Raw genomic sequence first — 24,276 nt, 5'->3', positions numbered from 1 at the left:
GGGACCCGCGTCGATCAAGCGGATCCCGGATCAATCCTCCGGCTCGACGCAGGTCTTCATGAAGAGCTGGCGCGCCTCGCCGCGCAGCCGCTTGGCCTCGGCCTCGCCGCGGCACTGGGCGAGCACCGCCGGGTCGACGCCCGGAAAGCTCTCCTCGCCGGCGGGTTCGGGGCGGCCGGCCGGCTTGGCCGGTGCGTTCCTGGCCGGGGCGTCCTTGGCGAGGGTGTCCTTGGCGAGGGCGTCCTTGGCCGGGGCGGCGGACAGGCCGGCCAGGAGGGCGGCGGCGGCGAGCGCCGAGCGGGAGTGCGTCATCGACCATGCTCCGAGCGTCCGGGGGCCGGCGGCGGATTCCCGCGCCGGCCCCGCCAGGCGGGCGCATGCTCGGAGGCGTCTGTGGCGAAGGTTCGGCGCGGGCGCCGCGCGGCGCGTGCGCCGCGGCACGGCCGTCCGGCCCGGCGCGCGGGAGAGTATCCCGGTCAGCCACCGGGGCGTCGGGCCCCGGGACAGCCGCCGCGCGAGGCTCCGATGCGACACGGATTGCATTCCGCCCCGGTTCTTCCGCCCGCCGCCGAGCCGCCCGCCCCGGCGGCCCGCCCGGCCAGCCCGCTTCCCGCCTTCCTGACGCCCCGCCCGCCGCTGCGCCGCTTCGGGAGCGCGTGGGACGCCGTCCTGTCGGGGATCGCCGACGGTCTGGCCGAGCGGCTGCGGCCCGAGCCGCTCGCCGAGGCGCCCGCCCTCGTCCGCGAGGCGCACCGCCTCGTCCGCGAGCCGCCCGCCCCTGCGGCGGGGCCGGCGGGGCGCACCGAGCCGGCGTGAGGTCAGGGCCGGGCCGGCCAGCCGAGGTCGGCCCCCGCCATCATGCTGACGGGCACGCCCGGCCGGCCCCGCGCCGGGTTCGGGCCGCTGGGCGCCGGGGGAGTGACGGCCAGCAGCAGCAGGCAGAGCAGCCCCACCGCGGTGAGGCCGAGGATCCCGCCGACGAGGTCGGCCCATTTCTCGAGCCGGGTGATGACGAACAGCCCCGCCGCGAACACGGCGGTGACGATCAGTGGGAGCAGCGGCGACGGCGACACCTGACGAGATCCTCGGCACGAGCGGGGAGAGGCGTGGGAACGCCCCTGACGGCTCCGGGATCCCGCCGGGCGACGATCGGGCGCCGCCGCGCCTACTCGGCCGCCGCGGCCGCGCGCCGCTCCGCGGCCTTCCGGCTGCGGATCTGGCCGAGGCCGAGCACCCGGGCGAGGTCCGAGCGGCGCTGGGCGTAGACCTCGGCCACCATCGGGTAGTCGGGGGGCAGGTTCCACTTCCGCCGATACTCTTCGGGGCTGAGGCCGCGCGCCGTGAGGTGGCGCTTCAGCGACTTGTAGGGCTTGCCGTCCTCCAGCGAGATGATCGCATCCCGCGTCACGGTCTTCTTGATCGGGATCGGCGGCACCGGCGCCTCCGCGACCGCGGGCTTGGCCGGGCCGCCGAGCGTCGCCAGGGTGCTGTAGACGCTGCGCACGAGGTGGGGCATGTCGGACGCGCGCAGCGCGTTCCCCGTCACGTAGGCGGTGACGATGCCGGCGGTCAGCCCAGCCAGCGCGCCGCTGTCCGGCGCCGTCGATTCCGCTTTGATCTCGCTCATTCGGTCACCCATTTCCGGTCGACTCCATTCGGGGATGACAGGAAAATCGACCTCGGTGCCAATAATTATCAGAATTCTTGTGAAATCATAATCTATCGCAGGATTTAATCCGTTCGAATTAGATCGAAGGAAGCGCCGCCCGGAGAGGACATGACCTTGGGGAGGCCGGAGGCGCTGGTGTGCCTGGCGGGCGAGCGGGCGGCACGGATCCTTTGGCCAAGGATCCTTTGGTCAAGGATCCCTGGGCCAAGGATCCCCGGGCCAAGGATCCCTCGGCCAAGGATCCTTGGGCGATGGGCAGGTCTTCTCGCGCCCGGGGCCGCCGCCGGCGCCCGCCAGGAGCGCGGCGCCCGCCAGGAGCGCGGCGCGGGTCGGGAGCGGAGGCGCCGGGCGCCCCGCCGCTCCGTGCCGGAGGGCGGCGCGCCCGGCCTCGCGTCCGGCGGGCCGGATCAGCAATCGTCCTTCTGTCCGAGCTTCTGGTCGGCCCCGGCATTGTTCATCGCGCCGACCGTGCCGGGCGAGGCGGGCTGCTGGCCGCCCGCGAGGTTCTTGCTCGCCGGGTCGGTCTGGTTGCCCCTGGCATCGGCGCTGGAGCCGCCCTTGTCGCCGGTCGCCTGACCGGCGCCGACATTGTTCATCGCCCCGACCGTCCCCGGGGAAGCGGGCTGCTGGCCGCCGGCCAGGTTCTTGCTGCCCTTGTCCACGTCGGAGCTCGACGCGTTCGTCGCGTGTTGCTCGGGCGACTTGCCCTTGGTCGTTCCCGTATTGCACGGGCCGGCCAGAACCGAACCGGCGCTCAGCGTGAGAATGGCTGCGGCCGTCAGCAGAGTCGGTACCTTCATGACGTCTTCCTCCTGCCGTCGATGGCGAGGAAGAAGCGGGTGAATGGCGGTCCGGTTCCTTGCCGCGCCCCGGACTTATGGGGGCGGGGTGCCCTTCCCAGGCCGCCGGCCGGTTGGTATGTGGTATTCCAACGCGGCCCGCAGGAGCCCCCGCATGACGCTCGCCGTCCCGCTCGCCGAGGCCGCGCTGTTCACCCTCGGCTGCGCGGTCATCCACGCGCAGCGCGACCGACCCGAGCGGCTGACCCGCACACTCGCCGTCCTGGCCTGCCTCGCCTTCCTGGCCGTGGTGGCGCTCGCGACCCCGGGGCCGAACCTCCGGGCGGGGGCGGTCGCCGAGATGGGAGGCGTGCTGCCTCTCTCGGGCGAGCCCGCGCAGGACCCGCCCTGACCGGCGCGATCAGCGCGCGCGCCGCCGCCGGCGGGGCCGCCGGGGCTCGTCGGGCACGATGGCGGCGCGGCAGGCCGGGGTCAGCCTCTGCCGGTTGTGCAGCAGGCAGGCCTTCACCCGCACCGCGTCCGGGATGAAGGGGCCGCACAGGCTCATCGCGTCCGGCGTGCAGGCCTGCCGCTGCTCCGGGGTGCCTTGCGCCAGGGCGGGGGCCTGCAGGGCGAGGAGGCCCAGGACGGCGGCGGTGATGCGTGGAGTCATGGGGCTCCTCTCGGGGGCGCGGGTCGCGGCCAGGGGCCGCGGGCGACCGCGATCATAGGGGCCCCGGGCCGGAAAGCGAGGCCGTCGGCTGCGGCGCCCGGGAGGTGCACTGCCCCGGCGGTGCGGCCCGTTCCGGCGCGGGTTCAGGCGGGTTCCGGAACGCCGCCCGCCGGCCCGGCGCGGCGGCGCGGCGCGGCGGTCCGGGCGGGGTGCGGGCGGGCGGGCACCGGTGCGTCCCGGGCGAGGAGCGCCCGGATCTCGCCGCGGGGGAGGGGTGGGCTGATCAGGTAGCCCTGGACCTCGGCGCAGCCCGCCTCCCGCAACAGCTCCAGCTGACCCCGCGTCTCCACTCCCTCGGCCGTCGTGGTGATGCCGAGGCCGGCGCCGAGGCTCGTGACGGCCCGCACGATCGCCAGCGCGTCGGGGCGGACCGCGAGGTCCGCCACGAAGGCGCGGTCGATCTTGATCCTGTCGAACGGGAAGGCGCGCAGGTAGCTCAGCGAGGAGTAGCCGGTGCCGAAATCGTCCATGGCGATGCGCACGCCGCGCTGCTTGAGCCGGTGCAGGACCGCGAGCGTCGCCTCGCTGTCCTGCAGGAGCACGCCCTCGGTGATCTCGGGTTCGAGGCGGGAGGCCGCGAGCCCCGCCTCGTCGAGGGCGGCGAGGACCGATGCCGCCAGGGCGGGGTGGCGGAACTGCACCGGCGAGAGGTTGACCGCGATGCGCAGCGTCTCCGGCCAGCGCGCCGCCTCGCGGCAGGCCGCCCGCAGCACCCACTCGCCGAGCGGCACGATCATCCCGGTCTCCTCGGCGACCGGGATGAAGTCGGAGGGCGGGACGAGGCCGCGCACGGGGTGGCGCCAGCGCACCAGCGCCTCGAACCCCGCGATCCGGTCGCTCGCCAGCGTCAGGAAGGGCTGGAAGTGCAGCTCGAATTGCGGCGAGGCCAGGGCCGCGCGCAGGTCGAGCTCGACGGCGCGCCGGGCCTGGACCGCGACGTCCATCTCGGGCTCGAAGAAGCGGTAGGCGCCCCGCCCCTCGCCCTTGGCACCGTAGAGGGCCATGTCGGCGGCCCGCATCAGGTCGGCGGGGAGCGCGCCCGGGCTCGGCGCGAGGGCGATGCCGATGCTCAAGCCCACGTTCACGCGCTTGCCGTCGATGGCGAAGTCGCGCCCGACCGCCTCGATCAGGCGCCCGGCGAGTGCGCCCGCCCGCTCGCGGCTGGCCGGCTGCAGGACGACGGCGAACTCGTCCCCGCCGAGGCGGGCCAGGAGGGCGGTGCCGGCGGAGGCCGCGCGGCCGATCTCGTCGCCGAGCCGCGCGGTCACCTGCTTCAGGAGCAGGTCCCCGACCGCGTGGCCGAGCGTGTCGTTGACCGCCTTGAAGCGGTCGAGGTCGAGGCAGAGCACGGCGGCCGGGCCGGCGGCCGGGATCCGCGCCAGGGCCTCGGTCAGGCCCTCGTGCAGCACGGTGCGGTTCGGCAGGCCGGTCAGCGCGTCGTGGCGGGCCATGTGGACGATCTGGGCCTCGGCCCGCTTGTGGGCGGACACGTCCTCGTGGACCGTGACGAAGCCGCCGTCGGGGGTCGGCGCGCAGGTGACCGCGATGGTGCGGCCGTCGATGAGCTGCTCGTCGCGGCGGTAGCGGGACCGGCTGGCGAGCCGCCGGGCCACCTCCGCCCAGACCTCGTCCGCGTCGAGGCCGGGGAAGTTGCCCACCGCCACCCGTTCCCGGATCAGCTGCTCGGCCGTGAGGCCCGGGCGGACCCGCTCCGGCCGCAGCCCGTAGAGGTCGAGGAATTGCCGGTTGAGGAGCGTGATCCGGTGCGCGGCGTCGAACAGGACGAGCCCGTGCGACATGTGGGTGAGGGCGGTGTCGAGCCAGCGGTTCTGCTCCGCCATCCGGGCATCCGCGCGCTTGCGGTCGGTCGCGTCCTCGTGGACCATGACGAAGCCGCCGTCGGGGGTGGGCGTCACGGTGAGCGCCACCGTGCGCCCGTCGGCCAGCCTGCGCTCGGCCCGGCGCGGGACCCGCCGGGCAAGGTCCGCCGCCACGGCGGCCCAGGCCTTGTCCGGGGTCTTGCCCGGAAACAGCCCCCGGGCCGCGCAGGCGCGCACCAGCGTCTCCAGCGGCTGCCCGACCCGAAGGTCCCCGGCCGAGAGGCCGTAGAGGTCGAGGAACCGCCGGTTGAAGGCGGTGATCGCCAGCGTCTCGTCCAGCATGAGGACGCCGTCGGCGATGTGGGCGAGCAGGGTCTCGGAGCGCCGCCGCTCCGCGGCGAGCCGCGCCTCCGCCCGGGCCTCCCGCGCGTCGCGCGCCTCGATCTCCGCGGTGACGTCGCAACCGACGCCGCGATAGCCCTGGAAGGCGCCCTCCGCGGACAGGACCGGCGCGCCCGCGAGCCGGAACCAGCGGGTGCGCCCGTCCGGGTGCTGGTGGGCCAGGACCGCGTCGCGGAACGGCCGGCGGGCGGCGAGCGGCGCGAGATCGCCGACCGGATCGCCCGGCCCGTCGAGGCCCGGCCAGGGACGCCCGAGGCATTCCCCTGCGGAGCGGCCCGTCAGCTCTTCGAAGCGGCCGTCGAGCGACGACATCCGCAGGTCGGCATCGGCCTGCCAGAACCAACTTGGGTTCAAGCGGTCGTCGCAACACCATCTTGCACGGCAGCCAGCACAGCGTCGAGCGCCTCTGCCGGCGTCTTCCAGTTCAGCGTCTTGCGCGGTCTGCTGTTGAGGGCTGCGGCCACAGCAGCAAGATCGTTCGCGCTGTGGGCGCTCAGATCCGTTCCTTTCGGGAAGTACTGTCGCAGTAACCCGTTCGTATTCTCGTTCGTCCCCCGCTGCCAGGGTGAGCGTGGATCGCAGAAGTAGACCTGCAGACCCGCGTCGATCCGCAAGCGCGCGTGCTCGGCCATCTCGGTACCCTGGTCCCAGGTCAACGAGCGCCGCAGCTGCTCGGGCAAGCGCGCGATCGTGCCGGCGATCGCCTCGCGCACCGCCTGGGCCCCGTGCCCCGCCAGCGCCGGGCCGTTCTTCGCACGCGGTGTCACCCCATGGCCGTCCATCGGCGGAAGATGCAGCAGCATCGTAAAGCGCGTCGTGCGCTCGACCAGGGTCCCGATCGCCGAACTCTTCAGACCCAGGATCAGATCTCCTTCCCAGTGCCCCGGCACCGCGCGGTCCTCCACCTCGGGCGGACGCTCGCTGATGAGCACCTCGGGGGTGACGAACGACCTGCCTCGGCCCAGGCTGCGGGCCCGCGGCACACGCAAAGCCCGTCCTGTGCGAAGACACGCGGTCAGCTCACGCTTCAGCGCGCCCCGGCCCTGGATGTAGAGCGCCTGATAGATCGCCTCGTGACTGATGCGCATCGTCGTATCGCCCGGAAAGTCGAGCCGTAGGCGCTCGGCGATCTGCTGCGGACTCCAGGATCGACCCCATCGCCGGCTCTGGCGTCGCCCGTGCCGCCGTCCCTTCCAGGCAACGCTAGGGCCAGGCAGAGCGCTCCCGCCCGGTGTCGCGACAGTTCCGGCGAGCCGCTCCTGCACGTACGTCCGCAGCGCTGCGTTCCCCGCCAGTTTTGCTGGCTTGGGCCGGCGTGCCGCGCGTTCAGCGTGCCACTGCGCGGTCGTGGCGCGATAGTCCAGGCCGCCACTGCGGGTCGCCGCATTGCGGCGCAATTCCCGCGAGATGGTCGACGCCGCCCGTCCCAGACGCCGAGCGACGTCCCGGACCCCGTGACCTTGCGCTTGTAGGATCGCGATCTCCTCCCGCTCAGCCAACGACAGGTAGCGCGCAGAAGGCGACTTGGATGATGGTGACAGGTGGGAAGGTGCCATTCCGCCTGCTGTCCGGAACCACCGCGAGCCGACCGGTGGCGAGATCCCGAGCTTCATCGCTGCGACCTCGCTGGAGAGACCCTGCGCGAGGAACGCCCAGAACCCCCGCCGCGTCTCGCGCAGACCGACCCCGGGACGACCCGGTGACCGCAGCTTCTCGCGAAGTGCCCGATCCGAACGCCGCCGACCTGCCATCACAACCGCCCTCCGCCAAGCCGTTGCGACGACCACTTGAATCCACCCAATCCGCACCGATCGTTGCGATGACATCGAGAAGCATGAAGCGATCGTGATCCCGCCGCCCTAGCGTTCCACCGGCTTGCTGAAAACTTTCTTAGTCTGTTGCGTGATTCGGAGCGTAAATCCACCCGGACGGAGGCGCGGCACGACGAAAAACCGGGACGGCGCGATCGGGCGGCCGGGATTCAGGCGGCGCGGGCGATCAGGCGCCGCAGCAGGGCGCGGACCCGCCGCGCCGTCGCGGCGGCCATGCCCCACGCCCGCGTCGCCCGCGCATAGGCGAGCAGCGCCCCGCGCACCCGCGCCGCGAAGCCGATCGCGACCGCGAACCAGCCGATGGTGAGGAGCTTGGCCCTTCCCGCGTGGTAGATGCGCTCGACCAGCACGAAGCTCACCAGGTAGGCCCCCGCCAGGAGCGCGAGGCCGCGGCCGGGACGGCCCTCGGCGATCCAGACCACGCCGACCAGCTTCAGGGGCTCGACGCCCAGGAACGGGACCGCCAGGAGCGCCAGGATCGCGAAGCGGGGCAGGCGCGCGACGCCGGCCTCCAGGCGCCGCACCAGGGCGAGGCGCGACAGCGCCTCGTAGAGCGGGCGGTAGAGCGGCCGCAGCAGCTCGATGCCGATGACGAAGGCCGCGACCGCGACGTCGGCGAGGGCGATCAGGGCGCGCAGGGGAAGCGATCGTGAGGGGGGCATGTCCGCTCCGAGGGGACGGCGAGGCCGCGGCCGCAGGCCACCACGCCATCGCGGCATCCCTGCGGCAGAGCCGAGCGGCCGGCGATGCGCCGCGTCCCGCGCGGGGCCGGGCGCCTCCACGACGCGACGCGGCCGGCCCCAGCCCCCGACGGGGCCCGGACCGGCCGATGCGACGTGTGCGTCGGGACGAAGGCGGCCCGCCCCGGCGGACCGCGTCCCGGACGCGGCGGCGCCGGGCGCAGCCGCCGGGGGCTCGGCTCAGAACCGATAGGTCACGCCGGCGCCCACGATCCACGGGTCGAGGTCCACCCGGCCGCGGATCAGGCCCGGGCTCAGCTTGACGTGGGTGTCGAGAAACACCTTCTTCACGTCGACGTTGATGCCCCAATGCGCGTCCAGCATGTAGTCGAAGCCGAACTGGACGGCGGGCGCCACGCTGTTCGAGAGCTTGAAGCTGGTGAAGCCGAGGCGCTCCTGCTCGCCGAAGAACACCGAGTAGTTCACACCGGCGCCGATATAGGGCTTGAACGGCCCGAAATCGGTGAAGTGGTACTGCAGCGTGAGGGTCGGCGGCAGGATCCAGGTGCTGCCGATGCGCGTCCCGGCGAGGGCGCCGGTGCCGCGGACGCCGTGACGGGTCACGCCCAGGATCAGCTCGGTGGCGATGTTCTTGGTGAAGAAGTAGGAGATGTCGAGTTCGGGGATCACCGAATCCGTGACCGCGACGCCGGCGCCCACGATCGGCGCGCCGCGCGCCGAGAGGCGCGCGCCCGGATCCGGCACCACCGCCAGGGCCCGCAGGCGCAGCATCCAGGGCGACCAGAGCGCGAGGTCGGGAACGGGGGGCGGGGCGGCCGTGGAGGGAAGGTCCGCCGCCTGGGCCGTGGTCGCGGCGAGGACGGCCGCTACGGCGGCGAGGATCCGCTTGGACATGGTGTGCCTGTTCTTGCTCAAGTGAGATCGGCCGGCGCAGGCGCGTCGGATGGCGCAACCTGACGCAGGTGGAGCGGAGCATTCTTTGATCCTGATCAAACGGTCAAGCTTGCGGTGACCATTGTGGCTCGTCGGCAACAATGGGGGCGGGCTGCTTCGGCCGGTGTGCCTCCTCGGCAACAATTCGGGCGGGCCGCGCCGGCTCAGGATGCCGGGGCGCCGCCCGCGTCCCGCGCCCGACCGGCCGGCGCCTGCGGCGAATCGGGCGGGCACCGGTGCGACTCGCCAGAGCGTTGATTTATTGCTAAGCCTTCCCTCGCTTCACCCCTGGAAGCGGCCGCACTCAAGCACCCGGAGAGTGTCGCATATGTTGGTTCGACGCGTTGCGGTTCTCGGAGCTGTGTCATTGCAGCTGTGCGGCTGCTCAAACCTTACGGCATTGAGGTTCAATTCCGCAGATGTCCAGGGATATCGGACCGTCGAGGAAGCGCAAGCCGGTGATGCCGACGAGACGCAGCCGCGGGAGCCGTCCCCTCGCCGGTCGAGGTCCGCTGGTGCGAGGCAGGTCATGGCGAACGCCGTCGACCCGTTCGCGGCGCTGCGCCGCTCCGAGGCCGACCGCGCGCGCTGGTCGAAGGAGCGGCCGACCGACTTCGCCAAGCTGATGTGGCGGTCGGACATCGCGCAAGCCGGCCGGGCCGGCGGCCGCGTCCCGGAGGACGTGCCTCAAACCTCAAACATCCCGAAGGACAAGAGCGGCAGGACGGTGCGCGATCTCGCGGAGGACCGCTACAGCGGCGAGGTCAGGCTGGACCAGCTTGAGAAGACGTCCCAGAAGACCATGAAGCCGATCTGCAACGGGTGCTGACGCGGCGGGCCGAACCTCCCCGGCCCGCCATGGGCGCACCGGCCGCGCTTCCTCCATCGTTCGGATGACGCAGCGGGCGCCAGGCGCGGCTAAAGTCGTACGACTTTGGTTGTAGGACGGAGGATCCGATGCTGGCGATCTCGCGCCTCATCTTCAATCAGAACACCGTCGTGATGCTGTGCGCCCTCGCGGTCGCGCTGGCCGTCTTCGGCGCGCTGAGGGCCGCGGTCCCGGCGCGGGCCTTCGCCGGCGAGGGCCTGCACGAGGTCGCGCGGAGCGACGGCACCTGCGGGATCACCGCCATGGGCGACGTCGCCTTCTGCGGGCCCTGACCGCTCCTCCGGAAGCCGGCCCCCTCCGGACCCTGACGGACCCGGTCGGCCGCGGCGTCGCGGGCCTGCGCTCAGGCCGGCTCCGTCCGGGCCGGGCCCTCGGCGATTCGGATCTCCGCCTCGCTGGCCCCGACCTTGTCCGTGACGACCTGCGGGCAGCGCAGGCAGGCCGCGTCGCCGTGCTCGTGGTGCCAGCGGCAGGTCGGCCGGATCTGGCACGGCGGCGGGCCGCTCACGACCGGCGGCAGCGAGGTCACGATGCGCTGCCCGAGGGTGCAGGCGCCGTTGTAGTGCCGGCAGGCCGCCTTGGCGCAGGGCGCGGCGATCCGGAACAGCTCGGTCGGCTTCGCGTCCCCGGCCTTCGCCAGCACCTCCGGCGCCGCCTCGACCGGCGCCGTGAGGTAGCCGATCCTGCGCTCGGCGAGGGGCCCGGTCGCGACCCCGAAGATCCGGCTCGCGCGGGAGCCCGGCTGAGCACTGGGGCAATCGATGCGGGTGGTCATGGTCCGGGCTCCTGCTGGCGGGCTCTCGGCGGATCTCGGTCCGGTCGCCCTCAGCGCGCCTGCAGGCCGCCGAGCGCCCCGAGCGGTCCGAGGGGGCCGATGATCACCCCCATCGTGCTCGTCGGGTTGCGGAGCCCGCTGAGCGTGTTCGACAGGCCGCCCGTGGCGAGCACGCCGCCCACGGCGGCGTCGAGTTCCTCCGGGGTCAGGACGACGGGGGCGGGGAGGGAATCCTGCTCGGGCGCGGCGCTCCGCGCCTCCTGCCGGGCCGTCTTGGTCTCGAAGCTGTGCGTCATGGTTGGTCTCCTGTGCGAGAAACGGACCGGGTCGGTCCCGCCCGTCACACAAGAAATGTAATACTGATAATGGAGACGGCATGTGCATCAGAGCACGTGCGCGACTAAATCAGCCATGATACTGGATTTAGATCAATCTTGACGGGAGCAGGATCGGCGCATGGCGCCGATCAATACCGCTTGCCGCCCGTGAACAGGATTGGTGATGCGTGCGCCATCACCGGCGCGAAGACGTCGTGAGTGCCGTCAGCGTTGTGCCGGAGTGGTGGCGCCTCACGGCGCGAGTCCGCACGGGAGAGGATGGCGGATCTGAAACCGCGGGCAGCCGCAATCTCCGGCGATGTCTCGTGTGAGACGGTGAAGATCTCTCGGATTCAGGCGCAGCTGTCCGGCTTGGCCCTGCCGCGAGGGGGCGTGAGGGAGGGGCGATGAGGCGGGCCGGTGATGGCACCCGCGCCGTTCGTCAAGATGAGGAGGGGGATGCCACGGGCCGCGCATCGGTCCCGGGGGCCGGGGGCGACCCGCCCGTGCGGGACCGGGCGCCCGGGCGATGAGGGTCCCCGGCGCTCCCCGTCATCCGACATCCGACGGATTGCGTCGCCATCTCCCATTTCGGCCATGCGGATGTCGGCTTCGCTCACGCGCCGCGCGGGCTGGTCATCCGCTGTCCGGACGTGATCGTCCGGACAGCGCATCAGAGCTCCAGCCGCTCGAAGGCGGCGCGGCCGGCGGCGTTGATCCGGATCGAGCCGGTCACGCGATCGTGCGTCACCCATCCCCGGGCGACCAGGCCCGGCACGAACAGGTCGTCGTCGGGCAGCAGGTAGGGATCGCCGTCCAGTTCGGACAGCGAGATCCAATCGCCGACATGGTCGAGCAGGTTCAGCAGGCGACGTAGCTCCACCCTCATGCCTCAGGCTCCCTCCTGCGGGTCGTCATCCTGCAGTCCAACGCCGAGCTTGGGCCGAGAGATCCTTATCGGTGCGGGGCCGACGCGAAGAAAAGCGAAGCCGGCCCGGCGCCCGTGGGCGGAGCAAGGCTCCGCCGGGAGCAAGGCTCCGCCGGGAGCAAGGCTCCGCCGGGAGCGACGCTGCGGGTTCGGAGCCCGGATCACTCGTCGTCGGGATCGGGGCGGTAGGGACGCCCCTCCCGGGACCCGTAGCCGCCGGGGGACGGAGCGTAGCGGCCGTAGCCGCGGTCGCGGGGCGGTCCGAGATACTCGTCGTCGCTCTCGCGCTCGCGGCGGAAGCGGGGGGACATCTCCTCGCCGGGGATGCGGCGGTCGTAACCGCGCTCCCAGCGCTCGGGGGCACCCCGCCGCCCGTAGCCGGGATCCTCGTCGCCCCCGCGGGCGCGCCCCTCGCCGCGGCCGCGCTCGCCCACCCGCGGGGCGTACCAGCACATCTTCCTCTGGCCCGGCACCGGGTCGCCGAAGCTCTGGTTGGTGCAGGCGATGCTGCCGCCCTGGGGAAAGGGTCGTCCGACCGTCTTGCCGGGAATGCCGTAATAGACGTTGGTGGGATGCGGCATCCGGCACACGCCCCCCTCCTGGGCGCAGGGGACGAGGTTCTGGATGTCGAGCTGCTGCGCCCCCGCGCTCCCCGGAACCAGGGGGGTCGAACCCACGATGATGGCCGCGCCCGCGACCCGTCGCCACCTCACGTCCGAATCCTCCCGCCGTGCTCGCGGCTCCTGCATAGCTGCTTCGCCGCCGGCCTCCAACCCGGTCGGCCGCGAGCGCTGCCGCAGAGACCCCGAGCAGGATCCCCGCCGATGTGCAATCTCTATAGCCTGACCCGCTCGCCCGACGAGATCCGCCGCATCTTCGGGGTGAGCCGCGACGAGACCGGCAACCTGCCGGCGCTGCCCGCGATCTTCCCCGACCAGATGGCGCCCGTGGTGCGCGCGGTGGACGGCGCGCGCGTCCTCACGATGATGCGCTGGGGCTTCCCGCCGCCGCCCAAGGCCGGCTCCCAGCCGGTCACCAACCTGCGCAACCCGGCCTCGCCCTACTGGCGCCCCTGGCTGAAGCCCGCCCAGCGCTGCCTCGTGCCGGTCTCCTCCTTCAGCGAGTACGCCGATACCAAGCCGCGCAAGACCCCGGTCTGGTTCGCCCTGTCCGAGGCGCGGCCGCTCTTCGCCTTCGCGGGGATCTGGCGGCCCTGGACGGGCCCGCGCGGGCCCCGGCGCGAGGAGCCGGCCGAGGAGGAGCACCGGCTCTACGCCTTCCTCACCACCGAGGCCAACGGCGTGGTCGGCCCGGTGCATCCGAAGGCGATGCCGGTCCTGCTCACCGACGAGGCCGCGTGGCGCACCTGGCTCGAAGCGCCCGCCGAGGAGGCGCTGCGCCTGCAGCGCCCCCTGCCGGACGAGGCGATGCGGGAGGTCGCGCGCGGGGAGCGGCAGGACGGCGCCTGAGCCGGCCCGGCCGGTCCCGCGGCGGACCGGTCGCCGCCCGCGGCCGGGATCAGTGGAGCGCCGCGTTCCCTCTCCGGGCCGGGGCCTCCTCGGCATAGATCGCCTGCGTGGCGGAGCGCTCCAGCTCGCGGCGCAGATCGTCGCGATCGACCGCGACTCCATTCGCTTCCAGGTCAGCCGCGACGCGCTCGATCAGCGCCGACTTGTCCAACCCATAGACCAAGCAGCTCAGCAGCTCGTGAGCGTAGGGGCCGGCGCTATAGCGATCGAGGCCGATCTTCTCCATTACATAGACCGCGAGCGATCTAACAGCCTGACAGTACGACAGGAACCGAGCCTCCTCGGCTCGAACGAACAACAGTTCGGCCGCCTTCTCGCGTTCCTCAAACAACCTCGTCATCAGCATCCTCCGTCGGATAGCCGATTGTCGAGCGCGGGCTATCCTTGTTAAATGAATGCTACCCGCTTCCGGCACGAATGCAAAACCCGTTCAAACTTGACAATATAAGGATATGATGGCCGCCTAGGTGCCGAGATTGGGCGCGGGCGCCCCGGATGGTCCGCCGCAATCGGCCTAGGCCAAAAGGTATGAGACCAAACTGTGAGTGCAAAAACTCTTAGTGCGCTATATTTGTGGTCCGCCGATGCAACCGATGGGGGTAACGGATGGCACCATCCTCACATTGCCAGGCCGTGCTGGTGAACACCGCCGGCCCCGACCATCAGGGTTGCCTGCTGTTCGTGGACCGGCGCCTCGTCGCGGTCCTGGTCCGCCTGGAGCAGGACGCGTTCCTCGATCCGGAATTCTGGGGCCACTGGTTCCTGGAGGCCGGCTTCGGCCCGTGCCAGCCCCGCGGCAGGGCACCGAGCTTCGCGACGACGGACGAGGCGCTGGGCTGGGCGCGGCAACAGGTCGAGCAATACGTCCGCGAGGCGGTGTGCCTGCACTGAGGACCCCGCCCGGGCGGCGCGGGGTCCGAACGCGCCGTCGCTCGGACGCGCGCCCGCGCATCGCTCCGGCCGCCGGATCGGCGGCCCCGTCCGGCCCGTGAGGCTCAGAGCGAGGGGCTCTTGTAGCTCTGGCCGATGGTCTTGGGCGGGAAGTTGACCATGCCCCACATCCGGATGATCACCCAGGGGTCGGCCCCGCCCACGACCGCGTCGAGGTCGGCGTCGGCGATCTCGGCGGGTGCGGCGCGCGCCGGCGCGTCGGCGCGCGGGTCGGCCTGGTCGGACGGGAGAGAGTGAAGCGGGGTCATGTGCGGCTCCCGAGGGTGCGTGCCTCGAGGCCAAGCTCTAGCGGGGCCGCGGGGGGAGCGGCGTGCGCCCCGGCACGTGCCGCCGCTCAGGCGCCGTCGGCGGACCCGTCGCCGGGATCGCCGTCGCGGCGCCCGTAGAACGGCGTCGCCGAGTGGGCCTTGAGGCTGAAATAGTCCGGCTCCCGCGTCACCGTGAAGGCGAACTCGTCGATGTTCTCGATCAGCGTCCGGTAGATGCCGCGCATCACGGAGCGGCGCGGCAGCAGGTGCATGCTGCCGGTCAGCGCCTCGCGCAGCACCCGGGCGGCCCGGATGGCGGGCAGGTGCTCGGGCGGGATGTGCGGGCTCTCTGGCGTCACGGCCGCCTCCGATTCGTTTTAGAACGAAAAGGGAACAACGCATGCCGGCGCCCGTCGCGCAAGCCCCGGCCGCGGACCGAGGGGCCGCGCGGGGTCGGTCAGCGGCTGGCGAGGCCGAACTGGATCGGCTCGGCCTCCGGGCCGGCCGGGATCTCCGCCCGCTCCGCCTCGGCCGGCTCCGCGACCGCCCGCGCTCGGCCGGGCAGGGCGGCGTGGGCGACCGGGACCGCCCGGCGCGGGACGGTGGCGCGGCGCGCCGCGAGCTGGTGGACCCGCGTGCCGCGCGCGGCGCGGGGCCGGGCGGCCCCCTCGGCCGGGGCGCGCGGCCTCGCGGCCGCGAGCGAGCCGGTGGCCGCGACGCTCGGCGCGACCGCGTCCGGCGGGGCGGGCCTCGCGGGCGCGTCCCCCGCCTCGTCCGCGACGGGATCGCGCGTCGGCGGGGTGACCCACGGGACCGCGGAGGCGGCGACCGCGGGCGGTGGCGGGGGGACCTGCGGGGAGCGCGTCGCCGCCCAGGCGCCGATGGCGGCGCCCGCCAGAGCGATGCTGACCAGGGCGGAGGTGGCTCTCATACCCCTGGAATGGCCGAGCCCGCCGGATGGTTCCGCGCTCCGCCGCCGCGCGGATCTCAGGCGGTCAGGGCGAAGAACACGTAGTAGCCGACATGGGAGGTCGCCTGCCGCGCCGCCGCGACCTTGAACCCGGCCGGCGCGGTCCCCGCATCGACCGTGCCAGCGTATTCCCAAACGTCTCCGCGCACGAAATCGGGCACCGGCCGGTCCTGCCGCACGGCGCAGCGCAGCGCCGGCGTCTCTTTGCGGAGAAAGACGTTGTAGGCGTCGAGCGCCGACATCGAAAACCCCCCAAGATGATGGTGGGTAAGAGGTAGAAGCGACGCTACATCGAGACATTAACCCGAAGCAAGTTCAACCTGAATCGGGCCGAAACTGTCAGGTACCGCACAGAATGTCTGCTGCGCCGCATCATCAGGACCGCGGTCGACGCGGGGCGAGCGGTGGAGCAGGGGCCCGATCGGGCCGCGGCGGGATCCCGCGCCAAGAAGTCCCGCGCCAAGGGATCCGGCGCCAAGGGATCCGGCGCCAAGGGATCCGGTGCCAAGGGATCCGGTGCCAGGGGATGCCGCGGCAAGGCTTCGAGCGACGCTCGGATCCGCGCGACGCGGCGGGAGCGCCATCCGACCCGCGTCCGAGGCGCCTCGGACCGGGAGCGTCCGAGACGGACCTCGCGGTCAGCTCAGGTACCAGATGAGCCCGGCCATGCCGGTCCCGGCCGCCGCGATGAAGCCGCCGAAATACGCGATGGTCACGGGGGAGCGTCGATGGGCGTAGCCGGGCTTGCGCCCGGACCACCGCCAGCGCTCCCGGGTCTCCGCCCGGCGCGCCCGGGCGATGTCGACGGGCGACAGCGCGTTTCCGCCGGCCTCCTCGCAGGTGCCCAGCATCGCCATTCCGGGATCGAACACCTCGACCTTGTCGCCCGCGCGGCCGGCGTCGATGTCGCCCTTGAGCATCGCCGGATTGGGGCGCGCCTCATCGACCGGCGCCGGATCGTCGCCGCGCTGCGCGGAGAGGTGGGGAGGGACGTCGTTCCTGAAGGCCATGAGCTGGTCTCCGCTCAGCGAGGGAAGGGGCCGAGGGCGGGGGCGCCGACGAGCGCGGTGGCGATGACCGCGAGGTCGAGGGGCCGGGATTCCATCGGTCGCGAGCAAAGCCGCGCGCGCTTTCTTGTTCCCCGCCTGCGTCAACGGCGGCCGTCGTCCCGTCCGGTGCGCGGCGCGGCACGGCCGCGCTCGGCCGGTTCCGGCACCGTCACGCTCGGCCAAGCGCCCTGATCGACGGGAGACGACGATGCGCAAGACCTCGAAGCCGCGGACCAAGGCGCGGACTGAGCCGCAGCCCAACACGCAGCTCAAGACGAAGCTCGACCCGAAGGCGGTTCTGTCCGACGCGGATCTCGACGCCGCCTCGGGCGGGCTCAATCCCCACCCCAGCCGCTGCCGCCGCGGTGGCGCTGAGCCGTTCGGCCCTCCTGCGCGCGTCCGCCCGGGCCGAGGCGCGCGGCGGGCGCCGCGATCCCGGCCCGCCCGGTCCCGCCGCGGCGGGCCGTCCTCCGGTCCGTGCAGCCCGGACCGCGTCCGAGACGGCCCCGTCGCCGGGATCGGCGGGATGCCGCGGCCGGAGCGCGGCTCTGATCAGGCCTGATCCGACAGGCCGTTCCGGCGCCGGATCTCGCGGATCACCGCGCTGTGGTCGAGATCGCCATCCCCGTGCGCGACGAGCCCCGCGAACAGGCGGTCCACCAGCGACAGCACCGGCAGATCCAGGCCCAGGGAGGCGGCGTGCGCGAGGGCCGTGCCCGTGTCCTTGAGCTGGTACTTGGCCGGGCCTCCGGGCGCGAAGGTCCGCTCGATCATCCGCAGCGCGTGCTGCTTCAGGATGGTCGAGTCGGCGAAGCCCCCGAGCAGGGCCTCGCGCACCTTGGCCGGATCGGCCCCGCCGCGCTCCACGAAGGTGATCGCCTCGGCCACGGTCACGATCGTCGAGGCGACGATCGCCTGGTTGGCGAGCTTGGCCAATTGCCCGCTGCCGGCCGGCCCGACATGGGTCGGCCGCCCCATCGCGGCGAGGATCGGGCGGATCCGGGCGAAGGCGTCCGGGCTGCCGCCGGCCATGATGGCGAGCGTCCCGGCGACCGCGCCGGCCTCGCCGCCCGAGACCGGGGCGTCGACGTAGAGGAGGCCGGCCGCGGCGGCGATCCCGGCCTGCCGGCGGGCCGTCTCGACCGGGATCGAGCTCATCACGGCGAGCACGCTGCCCGGCCGCATCGCCGCGAGCGCGCCCTCCGGCCCGAGCAGGACCTCGTCGCTGACCGGGCCGGAACTCACCATGCAGATCACCGCGTCGGCCTCGCGCGCGGCGTCCCGCGGATCCTGCGCGACCCGCGCGCCCTCCGCGACGAGCGCGGCGGCCTTGTCGGGGGTGCGGTTCCAGACCCGCACCGCGTGGCCGGCCGCGCAGAGGCGGCGCGCCATGGGCGCGCCCATCAGGCCGGTGCCGAGGAAGCCGATCGTGGCGGCGGACGTCATCGGGACACCTGCGCGCCGGCGCAGGCCAGGGCGAGGAACCGCACCGGGCGCTCCTCCGCCACGAGGGCCGGGAACCCGGCCCGGAACCGCGCGAGGTGCGGGGTCTCGAGATGCGCGGCGAAGGCGGCGCGGTCGTCGTAGACCTCGTAGAACAGCACGGTCTGCGGGTCGCTCTCGCCGACCGCGACGTCGAAGCTGCGGCAGCCGGGCTCGCGCGCGACCGAGGCGCGGGCATCCTCGCGGGCGAGGTCCAGGAACGCGTCCAGGCAGCCTGGCCTGACCTTGAACTCGGCGATCACCACGAAGGGGCGGGGAGGGGACTCGGTCATCGGCAGCTCGCGCGGGTCCGGCGCCTCTGCGGCGCGGACGGGTGGGACGGGGTCGGCCGAGGCCGGGGGCGCCGGCCGGCCCGGCCCGGGCCGGCCTGGGCGCGGGACCCCCTCGCGCGCCGGACCGCGGGGCGATCCGGCCGGAGGGTCCTGCCCCGCGCCGCCGTCGCAGGGGCGGGCGACCGCCCCGAGGCGGGAGGCTCAGGCGGCCTTCGGGGGAGCCTGCCGGGCGGCGTCCTCCATCTGCCGCCGCAGCGCCACCACGTCGAGGTCGTTCACGAGCTCGACGTCGTCGAAGCGCACCACCTGGTCCTTGCCGACCGGGCGCTTGAGGGCGACGTTGTGGGCGAGCCCGATCGGCAGGGCGCCGAGGGCGAGGCTCTTCGCGGCCGGGATGGCGTTCGCCCACACGGCGTAGCCGCCCTCGCCGTCGAGCATCTCGCCCGCCTTGAGGTCGCGCTTGGCGGTCGCCACCGCGTCCCCGCGGAACTCCTTCGAGCAGCCGGTCGGCTCCTGGCGGAGCACCGCCGAGAGCACGCTCACGCTCGTCTCCAGCCCGATCATGTGGAAGGGCCGCCACATCGAGCCGTACCAGCCGGACGGGTCGGTCAGGAGGCCGTACTGGCGGAAGCAGGCCCGCGTGTACTCGCTCGTCGCCTTGAAGGTGACGAAGACGCCGTACCGGATGTTGTTGAACACCTCGCGCCCGTCCGGCTCCTGGCTCGCCGCGATGTCGACGAGGCCGCTGCGGGGCAGGCGCCCGCCATCCGCCACCGGGCGGAAGACCCGGGCGAGGTCGTGCAGGCCGGTCGGCGGGAAGGCGAGGCCGTCGTCCGGGCAATCGAGTCCGGTCCCGTTGGCGACGGCCGCCATCTCGATCGCCGCCTTGGTGCCGTCCGTGAACGAGTTGTACATCTTGGGGTTGAAGTCGCCCTTGCGCACCTCCTCCTCGGACCAGCCGAAGAAGCCCCAGACGGTGTCGGGCGTGGAGTAGCGGTAGCGCGGCTCGAAATTCATGCCCTTGCCGGCCGAGGTCAGTTCGAAGCCGCAGGAGCGGGCCCAATCCACCAGCTCGCAGATGATGGCGGGCTGGTCGCCGTAGGCCATGCTGTAGACGACGCCCTTGCGGCGCGCCCGCTCGGCGAGCAGCGGCCCGCAGAGCACGTCCGCCTCGACATTGACCATGACCACGTGCTTGCCCGCGTCGATGGCCTGGAGCGCGTGCCGGATGCCGGCGATCGGGTGCCCGGTCGCCTCGATGATGCACTCGATCTCGTCGCAGGCGCTGAGCGCCGCCGCGTCGTCGAGCACGCAGGTGCGGCCGCTGCGCACCGCGTCGCCGAGCGTCGGGGCGGCGTAGCGCTCCTCCGGCCAGCCGACGCGGGCGAGGGAGTCGCGGGCGCGGCCGACATTGAGGTCGGCGACGCCGACCACGTGCAGGCCGGCGATGCGCTGGGCCTGGGCCAGCACCATCGAGCCGAACTTGCCGGCGCCGATCAGGCCGACGCGGACCGGCCGGCCGGCCGAGGCGCGGGCGAGCAGCAGGGTGGACAGGTTCATGCGCTTCCTCCTCCGCGGGACCGGTGCCGGGTCGCCGCGGCGCCCCGCGGGCCGGGACGGCGTCGGCGCGGCGGTCCACGCTCTTGCAACCTCGGCGGGTCTCGGGGCCGCGCGGCGAGGTCGTGACGGTCGGACGCTAAGCGGAGTTGCGCGGGGCAACTCTGCTTAGCTCTTGTTCTTGCATCATTTTCGCCGCCGAACCGGTGACCACTTCGGCGAATGATGCTTAGAAGCGCGCTTCGTGTAGGACAATCCAGATTTCCGAGCCCACCGTGAAGCCCGGCTAAAGAGTCTCCGCCCGCGCCCGCGCCCACTCGTCCCGCTCCCGGCGGATCCAGTCGAGGAAGGCCTGGACCTTGCGCAGGCGCAGGTGATCGGGCGGGCAGGTGACCCACTGCGTCACCAGGGCGGTGCGCGGCGGGTCGCGCACCGGGCAGGCGAGGCGCCCCGATCGCAGGTCGTCCCACAGCATCAGGTCGCTCTCGAGCGCGATGCCGAGCCCGCCCGCCGCGGCGTCGATCGCCATGTGGGTGCGGTCGAAGAGCAGCCGGCGCCAGCGCGCCGCCGGGGCGGTGCCGGCGAGCTTGAACCAGTGCGCCCACTGCATCTGCGACTTCACCGAGTGGATGAGCCGGTGCCGGTGAAGCTCCCCGGGCGCGAGGCTGCCGGGTGCGGCGAGGGCGGGCGCGCAGACGGGCCGGAAGCACTCCTCTACCAGCCCCTCCGCGTAGAGGCCGGGCCAGCCCCCGGTGCCGTGGCGGATCTCGATGTCCACGCTCTCCTTCTGGAAGGCGGTCGGCTCGTTGGTCCCGTCGAGGCGCAGTTCGAGGTCGGGATGCGCGTCGAGGAAGCGGGCGAGCCGCGGCAGCAGCCACTTCGTCGAGAGGCTCGGCGTCGCCCGCACCGTGAGGGTGGTGACCGACCGGAATCCCTGGATGCGCTGCGTCGCCTCCATGATCCGGTCGATCTCGCCGCCGATCATCTCGAAGTAGCGCTCGCCCGCCTCGGTCAGGACGACGTTGCGGCCCGCCTTGCCGATCAGCGCCGTGCCGAGGCCGACCTCCAGGGTCTGGATCTGCTGGCTCACCGCGGAGGGCGTCACCCCGAGCTCCTCCGCCGCCCGGGTGATGCTCCCGGAGCGGGCGACCGCGTGGAAGACCGTAATGGCGCGAAGCGGAACCGGCATGCCGACAGTTTAGCCGCGCTACATGAACGCGCAAACAATCTGGATTGTCCTACATGAACGCCCTTCCTAGTGTCGGGCAGGACACCAGAAGAGCCGCCCCGGAGCGGGGCGCCGACAGGAGCGACAGGGAGGAGGAGCGCGGGACGCGCGCCCGGGGCGCCCCGCCCCCCGATCCCGCACCGCCCGACCCGCGGCGCAACCCAGACAGAAACGATGCCGCACCGCGACCGAGCGGATGACGGCGCGCTGGAGGAAACACCATGACCGAGACGGATTCCAAGCCGAAGGGCGGCCTCTCGCGCCGCAGCCTGCTGACCGCGGCCGCCGCCGTCCCGCTGGTCGCGATCCGCACCCGGCCGGCGCGCGCGGCCGAGTTCACCTACAAGCTCGCGACCGGCCAATCCCTCACCCAGCCGATCAACGCCCGCCTCGACCAGGCGACGCAGCGGATCCGCGAGGCCTCCGGCGGGCGCCTGGAACTGAAGTTCTTCCCCGCGAGCCAGCTCGGCTCCGACACCGACCTGATCACGCAGGTGCGCTCGGGCGGGATCGAGTTCCTCAACATCGCCGGCTCGGTGATCTCGACCGTCGCGGCGGGGGCGGCGATCACCAACGTGGGCTTCGCCTTCGCGGATTACGACCAGGCGTGGCGCGGGGCGGACGGTCCGATCGGCCAGTACGTCCGCACCCAGATCGAGAAGGCCGGTCTCCTCGTCGCCGCCAAGGCCGCGGACAACAGCTTCCGGCAGATCACCTCGGCCTCGAAGCCGATCAGGACGCCCGACGACCTCAAGGGCTACCGCATCCGCGTGCCGGTCTCGCCGATCTTCACCTCGCTGTTCTCGGCGCTCGGGGCGAGCCCGACCTCGATCAACTTCAACGAGCTCTACACCGCGCTGCAGACCCGGCTCGTCGACGGTCAGGAGAACGGGCTGGTGGCGATCGACGCCGGCAAGCTCTACGAGGTCCAGAAATACGTCTCCGAGACCAACCACATCTGGGACCCGTTCTGGATCGTGGCGAACCGGCGGGCCTTCGGCCGGCTGCCGGAGCCGCTGCAGGAGATCGTGCGGCGCGAGCTCGACCGGGCCGCGCAGGAGCAGCGCGAGGACGTGGCGCGGCTGAACGGCACGCTCAAGACCCAGCTCGTCGCCAAGGGCCTGGTCTTCGAGGCCGCCGACAAGGACGCGTTCCGCCGCAGCCTCACCCAGGCCGGCTTCTACCGCGACTGGAAGGAGAAGTTCGGCCCCGAGGCCTGGAAGGCGCTCGAATCCGTGACGGGGGCGCTCGCATGAGCGCGGCGGCCGACATGCCGGGCCGCGCCGACGCGCTCCCCGTCCCCCATTCCGACTGGCTCTCCCTCGCCGACCGCGTCCTGCGCGCGGCCGTCGAGGGACCGGCCGCCCTCCTGGTGGCCGCCGAGGTGGCGATCCTGTTCGCCGGCATCGTCGCGCGGGCGCTCGGGCACCCGATCATCTGGAGCGACGAACTCGCCTCGATCCTGTTCCTCTGGCTCGCCATGCTGGGCAGCGTCGTGGCGATCCAGCGCGGCGAGCACATGCGGCTCACCTTCGTGGTCGGCAAGCTCCCGCCGCGGGCGCAGGCCTGGTGCGAGGCGCTGGCGGTCGGGACGGTCTTCGTCTTCCTGGTCCTCCTGCTCCGCGCCGCCTCCGACTACACGGAGGACCAGTCCTTCGTGGAGACGCCGGCCCTCGGCTGGCCCGGGACGGTGCGGGCGCTCGCGGTGCCGGTCGGCTTCGTGGCCGCGCTGCTCGGCTGCTCGCTGCGCCTCGCCCGCCACGGGATCGCCGACCTCCTCGGGGTCGGGCTCGTCCTCGCGGGGCTGGCCGGGCTCCTCGCCCTCGGCGCCCCGCTCCTGACGGATCTCGGCAACTGGGCCCTCGTGGTGTTCTTCATCGGGCTCCTCGGCCTCGGCATCCTGGCGGGCGTGCCGATCGCGTTCTCGTTCGCGCTCGCGACCTCGGCCTACCTGCTGACCGTCACCTCGACGCCGCTCACCATCGTGGTCGGGCGGATGGACGAGGGCATGAGCGGCCTGATCCTGCTCGCCATCCCGCTCTTCGTGCTGCTCGGGCAGCTCGTCGAGGCGACCGGGATGGCGCGGGTGATGGTGGCCTTCCTGGCCTCGCTGCTCGGCCACGTGCGGGCGGGCATGTCCTACGTGCTCCTCGGCGCGATGCTGCTCGTCTCCGGCATCTCCGGCTCGAAGACGGCCGACATGGCGGCGGTCGCCCCGGTGCTGTTTCCCGAGATGCGCCGGCGCGGCATGAAGGACGGCGAGCTGCTCTCGCTGCTCGCGGCCTCCGGCGCGATGAGCGAGACGATCCCGCCCTCGATCGTGCTCATCGCCATCGCCTCGGTCACCGGCGTGTCGATCGCCGCCCTGTTCACGGCCGGCATCCTGCCCGCCCTGGTCCTCGCCCTCGTGCTGGCGGCCGTCGCCCGCTACCGGGCGGGCCGGGAGGAGGACGCGGTCCGGGTGGCGCGCGCGCCCGCCTCGGTGGTGGGCCGCACCCTGCTGGCGGCGCTGCCGGCCCTCCTGCTGCCGTTCCTGATCCGCACCGCCGTGGTGGAGGGGATCGCGACGGCCACCGAGGTCTCGACCATCGGCATCGCCTACTCGCTGGTGCTCGGCCTCCTCGTCTACCGGGGCGGCCTGCGCTGGCGGGCGGTGCTGCCGATGCTGGCCCGCACGGCCTCGCTCTCGGGCGCGATCCTGTTCATCGTCGGGGCGGCGAGCGCGATGGCCTGGGCGCTCACGCAATCGGGCTTCTCGCACGACCTCGCCCGGGCGATGGCCGCGGTCCCCGGCGGGCAGGTCGGCTTCCTGCTGATCTCGGTCGTGGCCTTCATGGTGCTCGGAAGCCTGCTGGAGGGCATCCCGGCCATCGTGCTGTTCGGGCCGCTCCTCTTCCCGATCGCGCACCAGTTCGGGATCCACGAGGTGCACTACGCCATGGTGGTCATCCTCGCCATGGGCCTGGGGCTGTTCGCGCCGCCCTTCGGCCTCTGCTACTACGCGGCCTGCATCATCGGGCAGGTCTCGCCGGAATCCGGGATGCGCCGGATCTGGATCTATCTCGGGGCCCTGTTCCTCGGCCTGCTCGTGCTCACCTTCGTGCCCTGGTTCTCGACCGGGTTCCTCTGAGGGCTGGCGCGCCCTTGCCGGGCGCGACCACCCCGCCGGAATGCCGGGACTGGAACGGGGC

At 72.9% G+C, this 24,276-nt stretch carries 31 protein-coding genes; 8 read left to right on the top strand and 23 right to left on the bottom strand.

Features of this window, described 5'->3' with window-relative positions:
• Nucleotides 1-30: 30 nt before the first annotated feature.
• Nucleotides 31-312 (bottom strand): PsiF family protein, encoded by a 282-nt coding sequence (locus M446_RS02895; RefSeq protein WP_012330568.1) that lies wholly within the window; start codon nucleotides 310-312, stop codon nucleotides 31-33.
• A 213-nt stretch (nucleotides 313-525) separates the two neighbouring features.
• Here M446_RS02895 and M446_RS02890 point away from each other — a divergent pair, with 213 nt between their 5' ends.
• Entirely contained in the window at nucleotides 526-816 is a 291-nt protein-coding gene (locus M446_RS02890; protein WP_265576513.1) for a hypothetical protein, read from the top strand.
• A gap of 2 nt (nucleotides 817-818) precedes the next feature.
• On the opposite strand, the gene M446_RS02885 is transcribed toward M446_RS02890, so the two are convergent.
• The 3 genes from M446_RS02885 to M446_RS02875 form a co-directional block, all read right to left on the bottom strand.
• Nucleotides 819-1,073, bottom strand: a complete 255-nt coding sequence (locus M446_RS02885) for a hypothetical protein (protein ID WP_012330566.1) — start codon at nucleotides 1,071-1,073, stop codon at nucleotides 819-821.
• 92 nt (nucleotides 1,074-1,165) lie between these two features.
• A complete protein-coding gene (locus M446_RS02880; RefSeq protein ID WP_043700758.1) occupies nucleotides 1,166-1,627 on the bottom strand; it encodes a MucR family transcriptional regulator in 462 nt (153 codons plus the stop codon).
• 449 nt (nucleotides 1,628-2,076) lie between these two features.
• Nucleotides 2,077-2,469: a hypothetical protein gene (locus M446_RS02875; RefSeq protein WP_012330564.1), complete on the bottom strand. Its 393-nt coding sequence runs from the start codon at nucleotides 2,467-2,469 to the stop codon at nucleotides 2,077-2,079.
• Between the two features lie 154 nt (nucleotides 2,470-2,623).
• Between M446_RS02875 and M446_RS02870 the strand changes: the two genes are divergently transcribed.
• On the top strand, nucleotides 2,624-2,860 hold the full coding sequence (locus M446_RS02870; RefSeq protein ID WP_018262702.1) for a hypothetical protein: 237 nt from the start codon (nucleotides 2,624-2,626) through the stop codon (nucleotides 2,858-2,860).
• 9 nt (nucleotides 2,861-2,869) lie between these two features.
• Here M446_RS02870 and M446_RS02865 read toward each other — a convergent pair whose 3' ends face one another.
• The 5 genes from M446_RS02865 to M446_RS02845 form a co-directional block, all read right to left on the bottom strand.
• On the bottom strand, nucleotides 2,870-3,121 hold the full coding sequence (locus M446_RS02865; RefSeq protein ID WP_012330562.1) for a hypothetical protein: 252 nt from the start codon (nucleotides 3,119-3,121) through the stop codon (nucleotides 2,870-2,872).
• Between the two features lie 143 nt (nucleotides 3,122-3,264).
• Nucleotides 3,265-5,715 (bottom strand): EAL domain-containing protein, encoded by a 2,451-nt coding sequence (locus M446_RS02860; protein ID WP_050777460.1) that lies wholly within the window; start codon nucleotides 5,713-5,715, stop codon nucleotides 3,265-3,267.
• 38 nt (nucleotides 5,716-5,753) lie between these two features.
• Nucleotides 5,754-7,154 (bottom strand): IS30-like element ISMtsp4 family transposase, encoded by a 1,401-nt coding sequence (locus M446_RS02855; RefSeq protein WP_012330561.1) that lies wholly within the window; start codon nucleotides 7,152-7,154, stop codon nucleotides 5,754-5,756.
• 230 nt (nucleotides 7,155-7,384) lie between these two features.
• Nucleotides 7,385-7,897: a hypothetical protein gene (locus M446_RS02850; protein ID WP_012330560.1), complete on the bottom strand. Its 513-nt coding sequence runs from the start codon at nucleotides 7,895-7,897 to the stop codon at nucleotides 7,385-7,387.
• Nucleotides 7,898-8,155: 258 nt separating this feature from the next.
• Entirely contained in the window at nucleotides 8,156-8,830 is a 675-nt protein-coding gene (locus tag M446_RS02845) for an OmpW/AlkL family protein (RefSeq protein WP_012330559.1), read from the bottom strand.
• A 568-nt stretch (nucleotides 8,831-9,398) separates the two neighbouring features.
• On the opposite strand from M446_RS02845, the gene M446_RS02840 reads away from it, so the two are divergent.
• Nucleotides 9,399-9,698: a hypothetical protein gene (locus M446_RS02840; RefSeq protein ID WP_012330558.1), complete on the top strand. Its 300-nt coding sequence runs from the start codon at nucleotides 9,399-9,401 to the stop codon at nucleotides 9,696-9,698.
• A 128-nt stretch (nucleotides 9,699-9,826) separates the two neighbouring features.
• Complete coding sequence (locus M446_RS02835) at nucleotides 9,827-10,030, top strand: hypothetical protein (protein WP_012330557.1); 204 nt, start codon at nucleotides 9,827-9,829, stop codon at nucleotides 10,028-10,030.
• Nucleotides 10,031-10,101: 71 nt separating this feature from the next.
• On the opposite strand, the gene M446_RS02830 is transcribed toward M446_RS02835, so the two are convergent.
• The 4 genes from M446_RS02830 to M446_RS02815 all read right to left on the bottom strand — a co-directional run bounded on the left by M446_RS02830 (nucleotide 10,102) and on the right by M446_RS02815 (nucleotide 12,491).
• Complete coding sequence (locus M446_RS02830; RefSeq protein ID WP_012330556.1) at nucleotides 10,102-10,533, bottom strand: hypothetical protein; 432 nt, start codon at nucleotides 10,531-10,533, stop codon at nucleotides 10,102-10,104.
• 50 nt (nucleotides 10,534-10,583) lie between these two features.
• Entirely contained in the window at nucleotides 10,584-10,829 is a 246-nt protein-coding gene (locus M446_RS02825; protein WP_012330555.1) for a hypothetical protein, read from the bottom strand.
• A gap of 694 nt (nucleotides 10,830-11,523) precedes the next feature.
• Nucleotides 11,524-11,739 (bottom strand): hypothetical protein, encoded by a 216-nt coding sequence (locus M446_RS02820; protein WP_012330554.1) that lies wholly within the window; start codon nucleotides 11,737-11,739, stop codon nucleotides 11,524-11,526.
• 200 nt (nucleotides 11,740-11,939) lie between these two features.
• Nucleotides 11,940-12,491 (bottom strand): hypothetical protein, encoded by a 552-nt coding sequence (locus tag M446_RS02815; RefSeq protein ID WP_012330553.1) that lies wholly within the window; start codon nucleotides 12,489-12,491, stop codon nucleotides 11,940-11,942.
• Nucleotides 12,492-12,602: 111 nt separating this feature from the next.
• Here M446_RS02815 and M446_RS02810 point away from each other — a divergent pair, with 111 nt between their 5' ends.
• Nucleotides 12,603-13,247, top strand: coding sequence for an SOS response-associated peptidase (locus M446_RS02810; RefSeq protein ID WP_012330552.1), 645 nt, complete (start codon nucleotides 12,603-12,605; stop codon nucleotides 13,245-13,247).
• 49 nt (nucleotides 13,248-13,296) lie between these two features.
• Here M446_RS02810 and M446_RS02805 read toward each other — a convergent pair whose 3' ends face one another.
• Nucleotides 13,297-13,647: a DUF1476 domain-containing protein gene (locus M446_RS02805; RefSeq protein ID WP_236728807.1), complete on the bottom strand. Its 351-nt coding sequence runs from the start codon at nucleotides 13,645-13,647 to the stop codon at nucleotides 13,297-13,299.
• 266 nt (nucleotides 13,648-13,913) lie between these two features.
• On the opposite strand from M446_RS02805, the gene M446_RS02800 reads away from it, so the two are divergent.
• Nucleotides 13,914-14,198, top strand: a complete 285-nt coding sequence (locus M446_RS02800) for a hypothetical protein (protein ID WP_236728808.1) — start codon at nucleotides 13,914-13,916, stop codon at nucleotides 14,196-14,198.
• A 104-nt stretch (nucleotides 14,199-14,302) separates the two neighbouring features.
• On the opposite strand, the gene M446_RS02795 is transcribed toward M446_RS02800, so the two are convergent.
• The 9 genes from M446_RS02795 to M446_RS02755 form a co-directional block, all read right to left on the bottom strand.
• Complete coding sequence (locus M446_RS02795) at nucleotides 14,303-14,506, bottom strand: hypothetical protein (protein ID WP_012330549.1); 204 nt, start codon at nucleotides 14,504-14,506, stop codon at nucleotides 14,303-14,305.
• Nucleotides 14,507-14,592: 86 nt separating this feature from the next.
• On the bottom strand, nucleotides 14,593-14,865 hold the full coding sequence (locus tag M446_RS02790; protein ID WP_012330548.1) for a hypothetical protein: 273 nt from the start codon (nucleotides 14,863-14,865) through the stop codon (nucleotides 14,593-14,595).
• Between the two features lie 98 nt (nucleotides 14,866-14,963).
• Entirely contained in the window at nucleotides 14,964-15,437 is a 474-nt protein-coding gene (locus tag M446_RS02785) for a hypothetical protein (RefSeq protein WP_012330547.1), read from the bottom strand.
• A gap of 56 nt (nucleotides 15,438-15,493) precedes the next feature.
• Nucleotides 15,494-15,718 carry a hypothetical protein gene (locus tag M446_RS02780; protein WP_012330546.1) on the bottom strand — a complete coding sequence of 75 codons (225 nt, stop codon included), beginning with the start codon at nucleotides 15,716-15,718 and terminating at the stop codon, nucleotides 15,494-15,496.
• Nucleotides 15,719-16,114: 396 nt separating this feature from the next.
• Nucleotides 16,115-16,486 carry a hypothetical protein gene (locus M446_RS02775; RefSeq protein ID WP_012330545.1) on the bottom strand — a complete coding sequence of 124 codons (372 nt, stop codon included), beginning with the start codon at nucleotides 16,484-16,486 and terminating at the stop codon, nucleotides 16,115-16,117.
• Between the two features lie 591 nt (nucleotides 16,487-17,077).
• On the bottom strand, nucleotides 17,078-17,971 hold the full coding sequence (locus M446_RS02770; RefSeq protein WP_012330544.1) for an NAD(P)-dependent oxidoreductase: 894 nt from the start codon (nucleotides 17,969-17,971) through the stop codon (nucleotides 17,078-17,080).
• Nucleotides 17,968-18,300, bottom strand: coding sequence for a putative quinol monooxygenase (locus tag M446_RS02765; RefSeq protein ID WP_012330543.1), 333 nt, complete (start codon nucleotides 18,298-18,300; stop codon nucleotides 17,968-17,970). Before M446_RS02765 ends, M446_RS02770 begins: the two co-directional genes overlap by 4 nt.
• Before the next feature lie 201 nt (nucleotides 18,301-18,501).
• Nucleotides 18,502-19,860 carry an NAD(P)H-dependent oxidoreductase gene (locus M446_RS02760; protein ID WP_012330542.1) on the bottom strand — a complete coding sequence of 453 codons (1,359 nt, stop codon included), beginning with the start codon at nucleotides 19,858-19,860 and terminating at the stop codon, nucleotides 18,502-18,504.
• A gap of 283 nt (nucleotides 19,861-20,143) precedes the next feature.
• Nucleotides 20,144-21,046, bottom strand: coding sequence for a LysR substrate-binding domain-containing protein (locus M446_RS02755; protein ID WP_012330541.1), 903 nt, complete (start codon nucleotides 21,044-21,046; stop codon nucleotides 20,144-20,146).
• A gap of 260 nt (nucleotides 21,047-21,306) precedes the next feature.
• Here M446_RS02755 and M446_RS02750 point away from each other — a divergent pair, with 260 nt between their 5' ends.
• Both M446_RS02750 and M446_RS02745 read left to right on the top strand, forming a co-directional pair.
• Nucleotides 21,307-22,341, top strand: coding sequence for a TRAP transporter substrate-binding protein (locus M446_RS02750; RefSeq protein WP_012330540.1), 1,035 nt, complete (start codon nucleotides 21,307-21,309; stop codon nucleotides 22,339-22,341).
• Nucleotides 22,338-24,215 (top strand): TRAP transporter large permease subunit, encoded by a 1,878-nt coding sequence (locus M446_RS02745; RefSeq protein WP_012330539.1) that lies wholly within the window; start codon nucleotides 22,338-22,340, stop codon nucleotides 24,213-24,215. Before M446_RS02750 ends, M446_RS02745 begins: the two co-directional genes overlap by 4 nt.
• Nucleotides 24,216-24,276: the final 61 nt, after the last annotated feature.

The organism is Methylobacterium sp. 4-46 (genome assembly GCF_000019365.1).
Lineage (GTDB): Bacteria > Pseudomonadota > Alphaproteobacteria > Rhizobiales > Beijerinckiaceae > Methylobacterium.
Note: the sequence above shows the minus strand (reverse complement) of the source record. Positions and strands in the feature narration are given on the sequence as shown.

What these genes read in the sequence shown, in the direction of transcription:
- M446_RS02895 (WP_012330568.1), bottom strand. Translation starts at nt 312, where the DNA reads ATGACGCACTCCCGCTCGGCGCTCGCCGCCGCCGCCCTCCTGGCCGGC.
- M446_RS02890 (WP_265576513.1), top strand. Translation starts at nt 526, where the DNA reads ATGCGACACGGATTGCATTCCGCCCCGGTTCTTCCGCCCGCCGCCGAG.
- M446_RS02880 (WP_043700758.1), bottom strand. Translation starts at nt 1,627, where the DNA reads ATGAGCGAGATCAAAGCGGAATCGACGGCGCCGGACAGCGGCGCGCTG.
- M446_RS02875 (WP_012330564.1), bottom strand. Translation starts at nt 2,469, where the DNA reads ATGAAGGTACCGACTCTGCTGACGGCCGCAGCCATTCTCACGCTGAGC.
- M446_RS02870 (WP_018262702.1), top strand. Translation starts at nt 2,624, where the DNA reads ATGACGCTCGCCGTCCCGCTCGCCGAGGCCGCGCTGTTCACCCTCGGC.
- M446_RS02865 (WP_012330562.1), bottom strand. Translation starts at nt 3,121, where the DNA reads ATGACTCCACGCATCACCGCCGCCGTCCTGGGCCTCCTCGCCCTGCAG.
- M446_RS02860 (WP_050777460.1), bottom strand. Translation starts at nt 5,715, where the DNA reads ATGTCGTCGCTCGACGGCCGCTTCGAAGAGCTGACGGGCCGCTCCGCA.
- M446_RS02855 (WP_012330561.1), bottom strand. Translation starts at nt 7,154, where the DNA reads ATGGCAGGTCGGCGGCGTTCGGATCGGGCACTTCGCGAGAAGCTGCGG.
- M446_RS02850 (WP_012330560.1), bottom strand. Translation starts at nt 7,897, where the DNA reads ATGCCCCCCTCACGATCGCTTCCCCTGCGCGCCCTGATCGCCCTCGCC.
- M446_RS02845 (WP_012330559.1), bottom strand. Translation starts at nt 8,830, where the DNA reads ATGTCCAAGCGGATCCTCGCCGCCGTAGCGGCCGTCCTCGCCGCGACC.
- M446_RS02840 (WP_012330558.1), top strand. Translation starts at nt 9,399, where the DNA reads ATGGCGAACGCCGTCGACCCGTTCGCGGCGCTGCGCCGCTCCGAGGCC.
- M446_RS02835 (WP_012330557.1), top strand. Translation starts at nt 9,827, where the DNA reads ATGCTGGCGATCTCGCGCCTCATCTTCAATCAGAACACCGTCGTGATG.
- M446_RS02830 (WP_012330556.1), bottom strand. Translation starts at nt 10,533, where the DNA reads ATGACCACCCGCATCGATTGCCCCAGTGCTCAGCCGGGCTCCCGCGCG.
- M446_RS02825 (WP_012330555.1), bottom strand. Translation starts at nt 10,829, where the DNA reads ATGACGCACAGCTTCGAGACCAAGACGGCCCGGCAGGAGGCGCGGAGC.
- M446_RS02820 (WP_012330554.1), bottom strand. Translation starts at nt 11,739, where the DNA reads ATGAGGGTGGAGCTACGTCGCCTGCTGAACCTGCTCGACCATGTCGGC.
- M446_RS02810 (WP_012330552.1), top strand. Translation starts at nt 12,603, where the DNA reads ATGTGCAATCTCTATAGCCTGACCCGCTCGCCCGACGAGATCCGCCGC.
- M446_RS02805 (WP_236728807.1), bottom strand. Translation starts at nt 13,647, where the DNA reads ATGACGAGGTTGTTTGAGGAACGCGAGAAGGCGGCCGAACTGTTGTTC.
- M446_RS02800 (WP_236728808.1), top strand. Translation starts at nt 13,914, where the DNA reads ATGGCACCATCCTCACATTGCCAGGCCGTGCTGGTGAACACCGCCGGC.
- M446_RS02795 (WP_012330549.1), bottom strand. Translation starts at nt 14,506, where the DNA reads ATGACCCCGCTTCACTCTCTCCCGTCCGACCAGGCCGACCCGCGCGCC.
- M446_RS02785 (WP_012330547.1), bottom strand. Translation starts at nt 15,437, where the DNA reads ATGAGAGCCACCTCCGCCCTGGTCAGCATCGCTCTGGCGGGCGCCGCC.
- M446_RS02780 (WP_012330546.1), bottom strand. Translation starts at nt 15,718, where the DNA reads ATGTCGGCGCTCGACGCCTACAACGTCTTTCTCCGCAAAGAGACGCCG.
- M446_RS02775 (WP_012330545.1), bottom strand. Translation starts at nt 16,486, where the DNA reads ATGGCCTTCAGGAACGACGTCCCTCCCCACCTCTCCGCGCAGCGCGGC.
- M446_RS02770 (WP_012330544.1), bottom strand. Translation starts at nt 17,971, where the DNA reads ATGACGTCCGCCGCCACGATCGGCTTCCTCGGCACCGGCCTGATGGGC.
- M446_RS02765 (WP_012330543.1), bottom strand. Translation starts at nt 18,300, where the DNA reads ATGACCGAGTCCCCTCCCCGCCCCTTCGTGGTGATCGCCGAGTTCAAG.
- M446_RS02760 (WP_012330542.1), bottom strand. Translation starts at nt 19,860, where the DNA reads ATGAACCTGTCCACCCTGCTGCTCGCCCGCGCCTCGGCCGGCCGGCCG.
- M446_RS02755 (WP_012330541.1), bottom strand. Translation starts at nt 21,046, where the DNA reads ATGCCGGTTCCGCTTCGCGCCATTACGGTCTTCCACGCGGTCGCCCGC.
- M446_RS02750 (WP_012330540.1), top strand. Translation starts at nt 21,307, where the DNA reads ATGACCGAGACGGATTCCAAGCCGAAGGGCGGCCTCTCGCGCCGCAGC.
- M446_RS02745 (WP_012330539.1), top strand. Translation starts at nt 22,338, where the DNA reads ATGAGCGCGGCGGCCGACATGCCGGGCCGCGCCGACGCGCTCCCCGTC.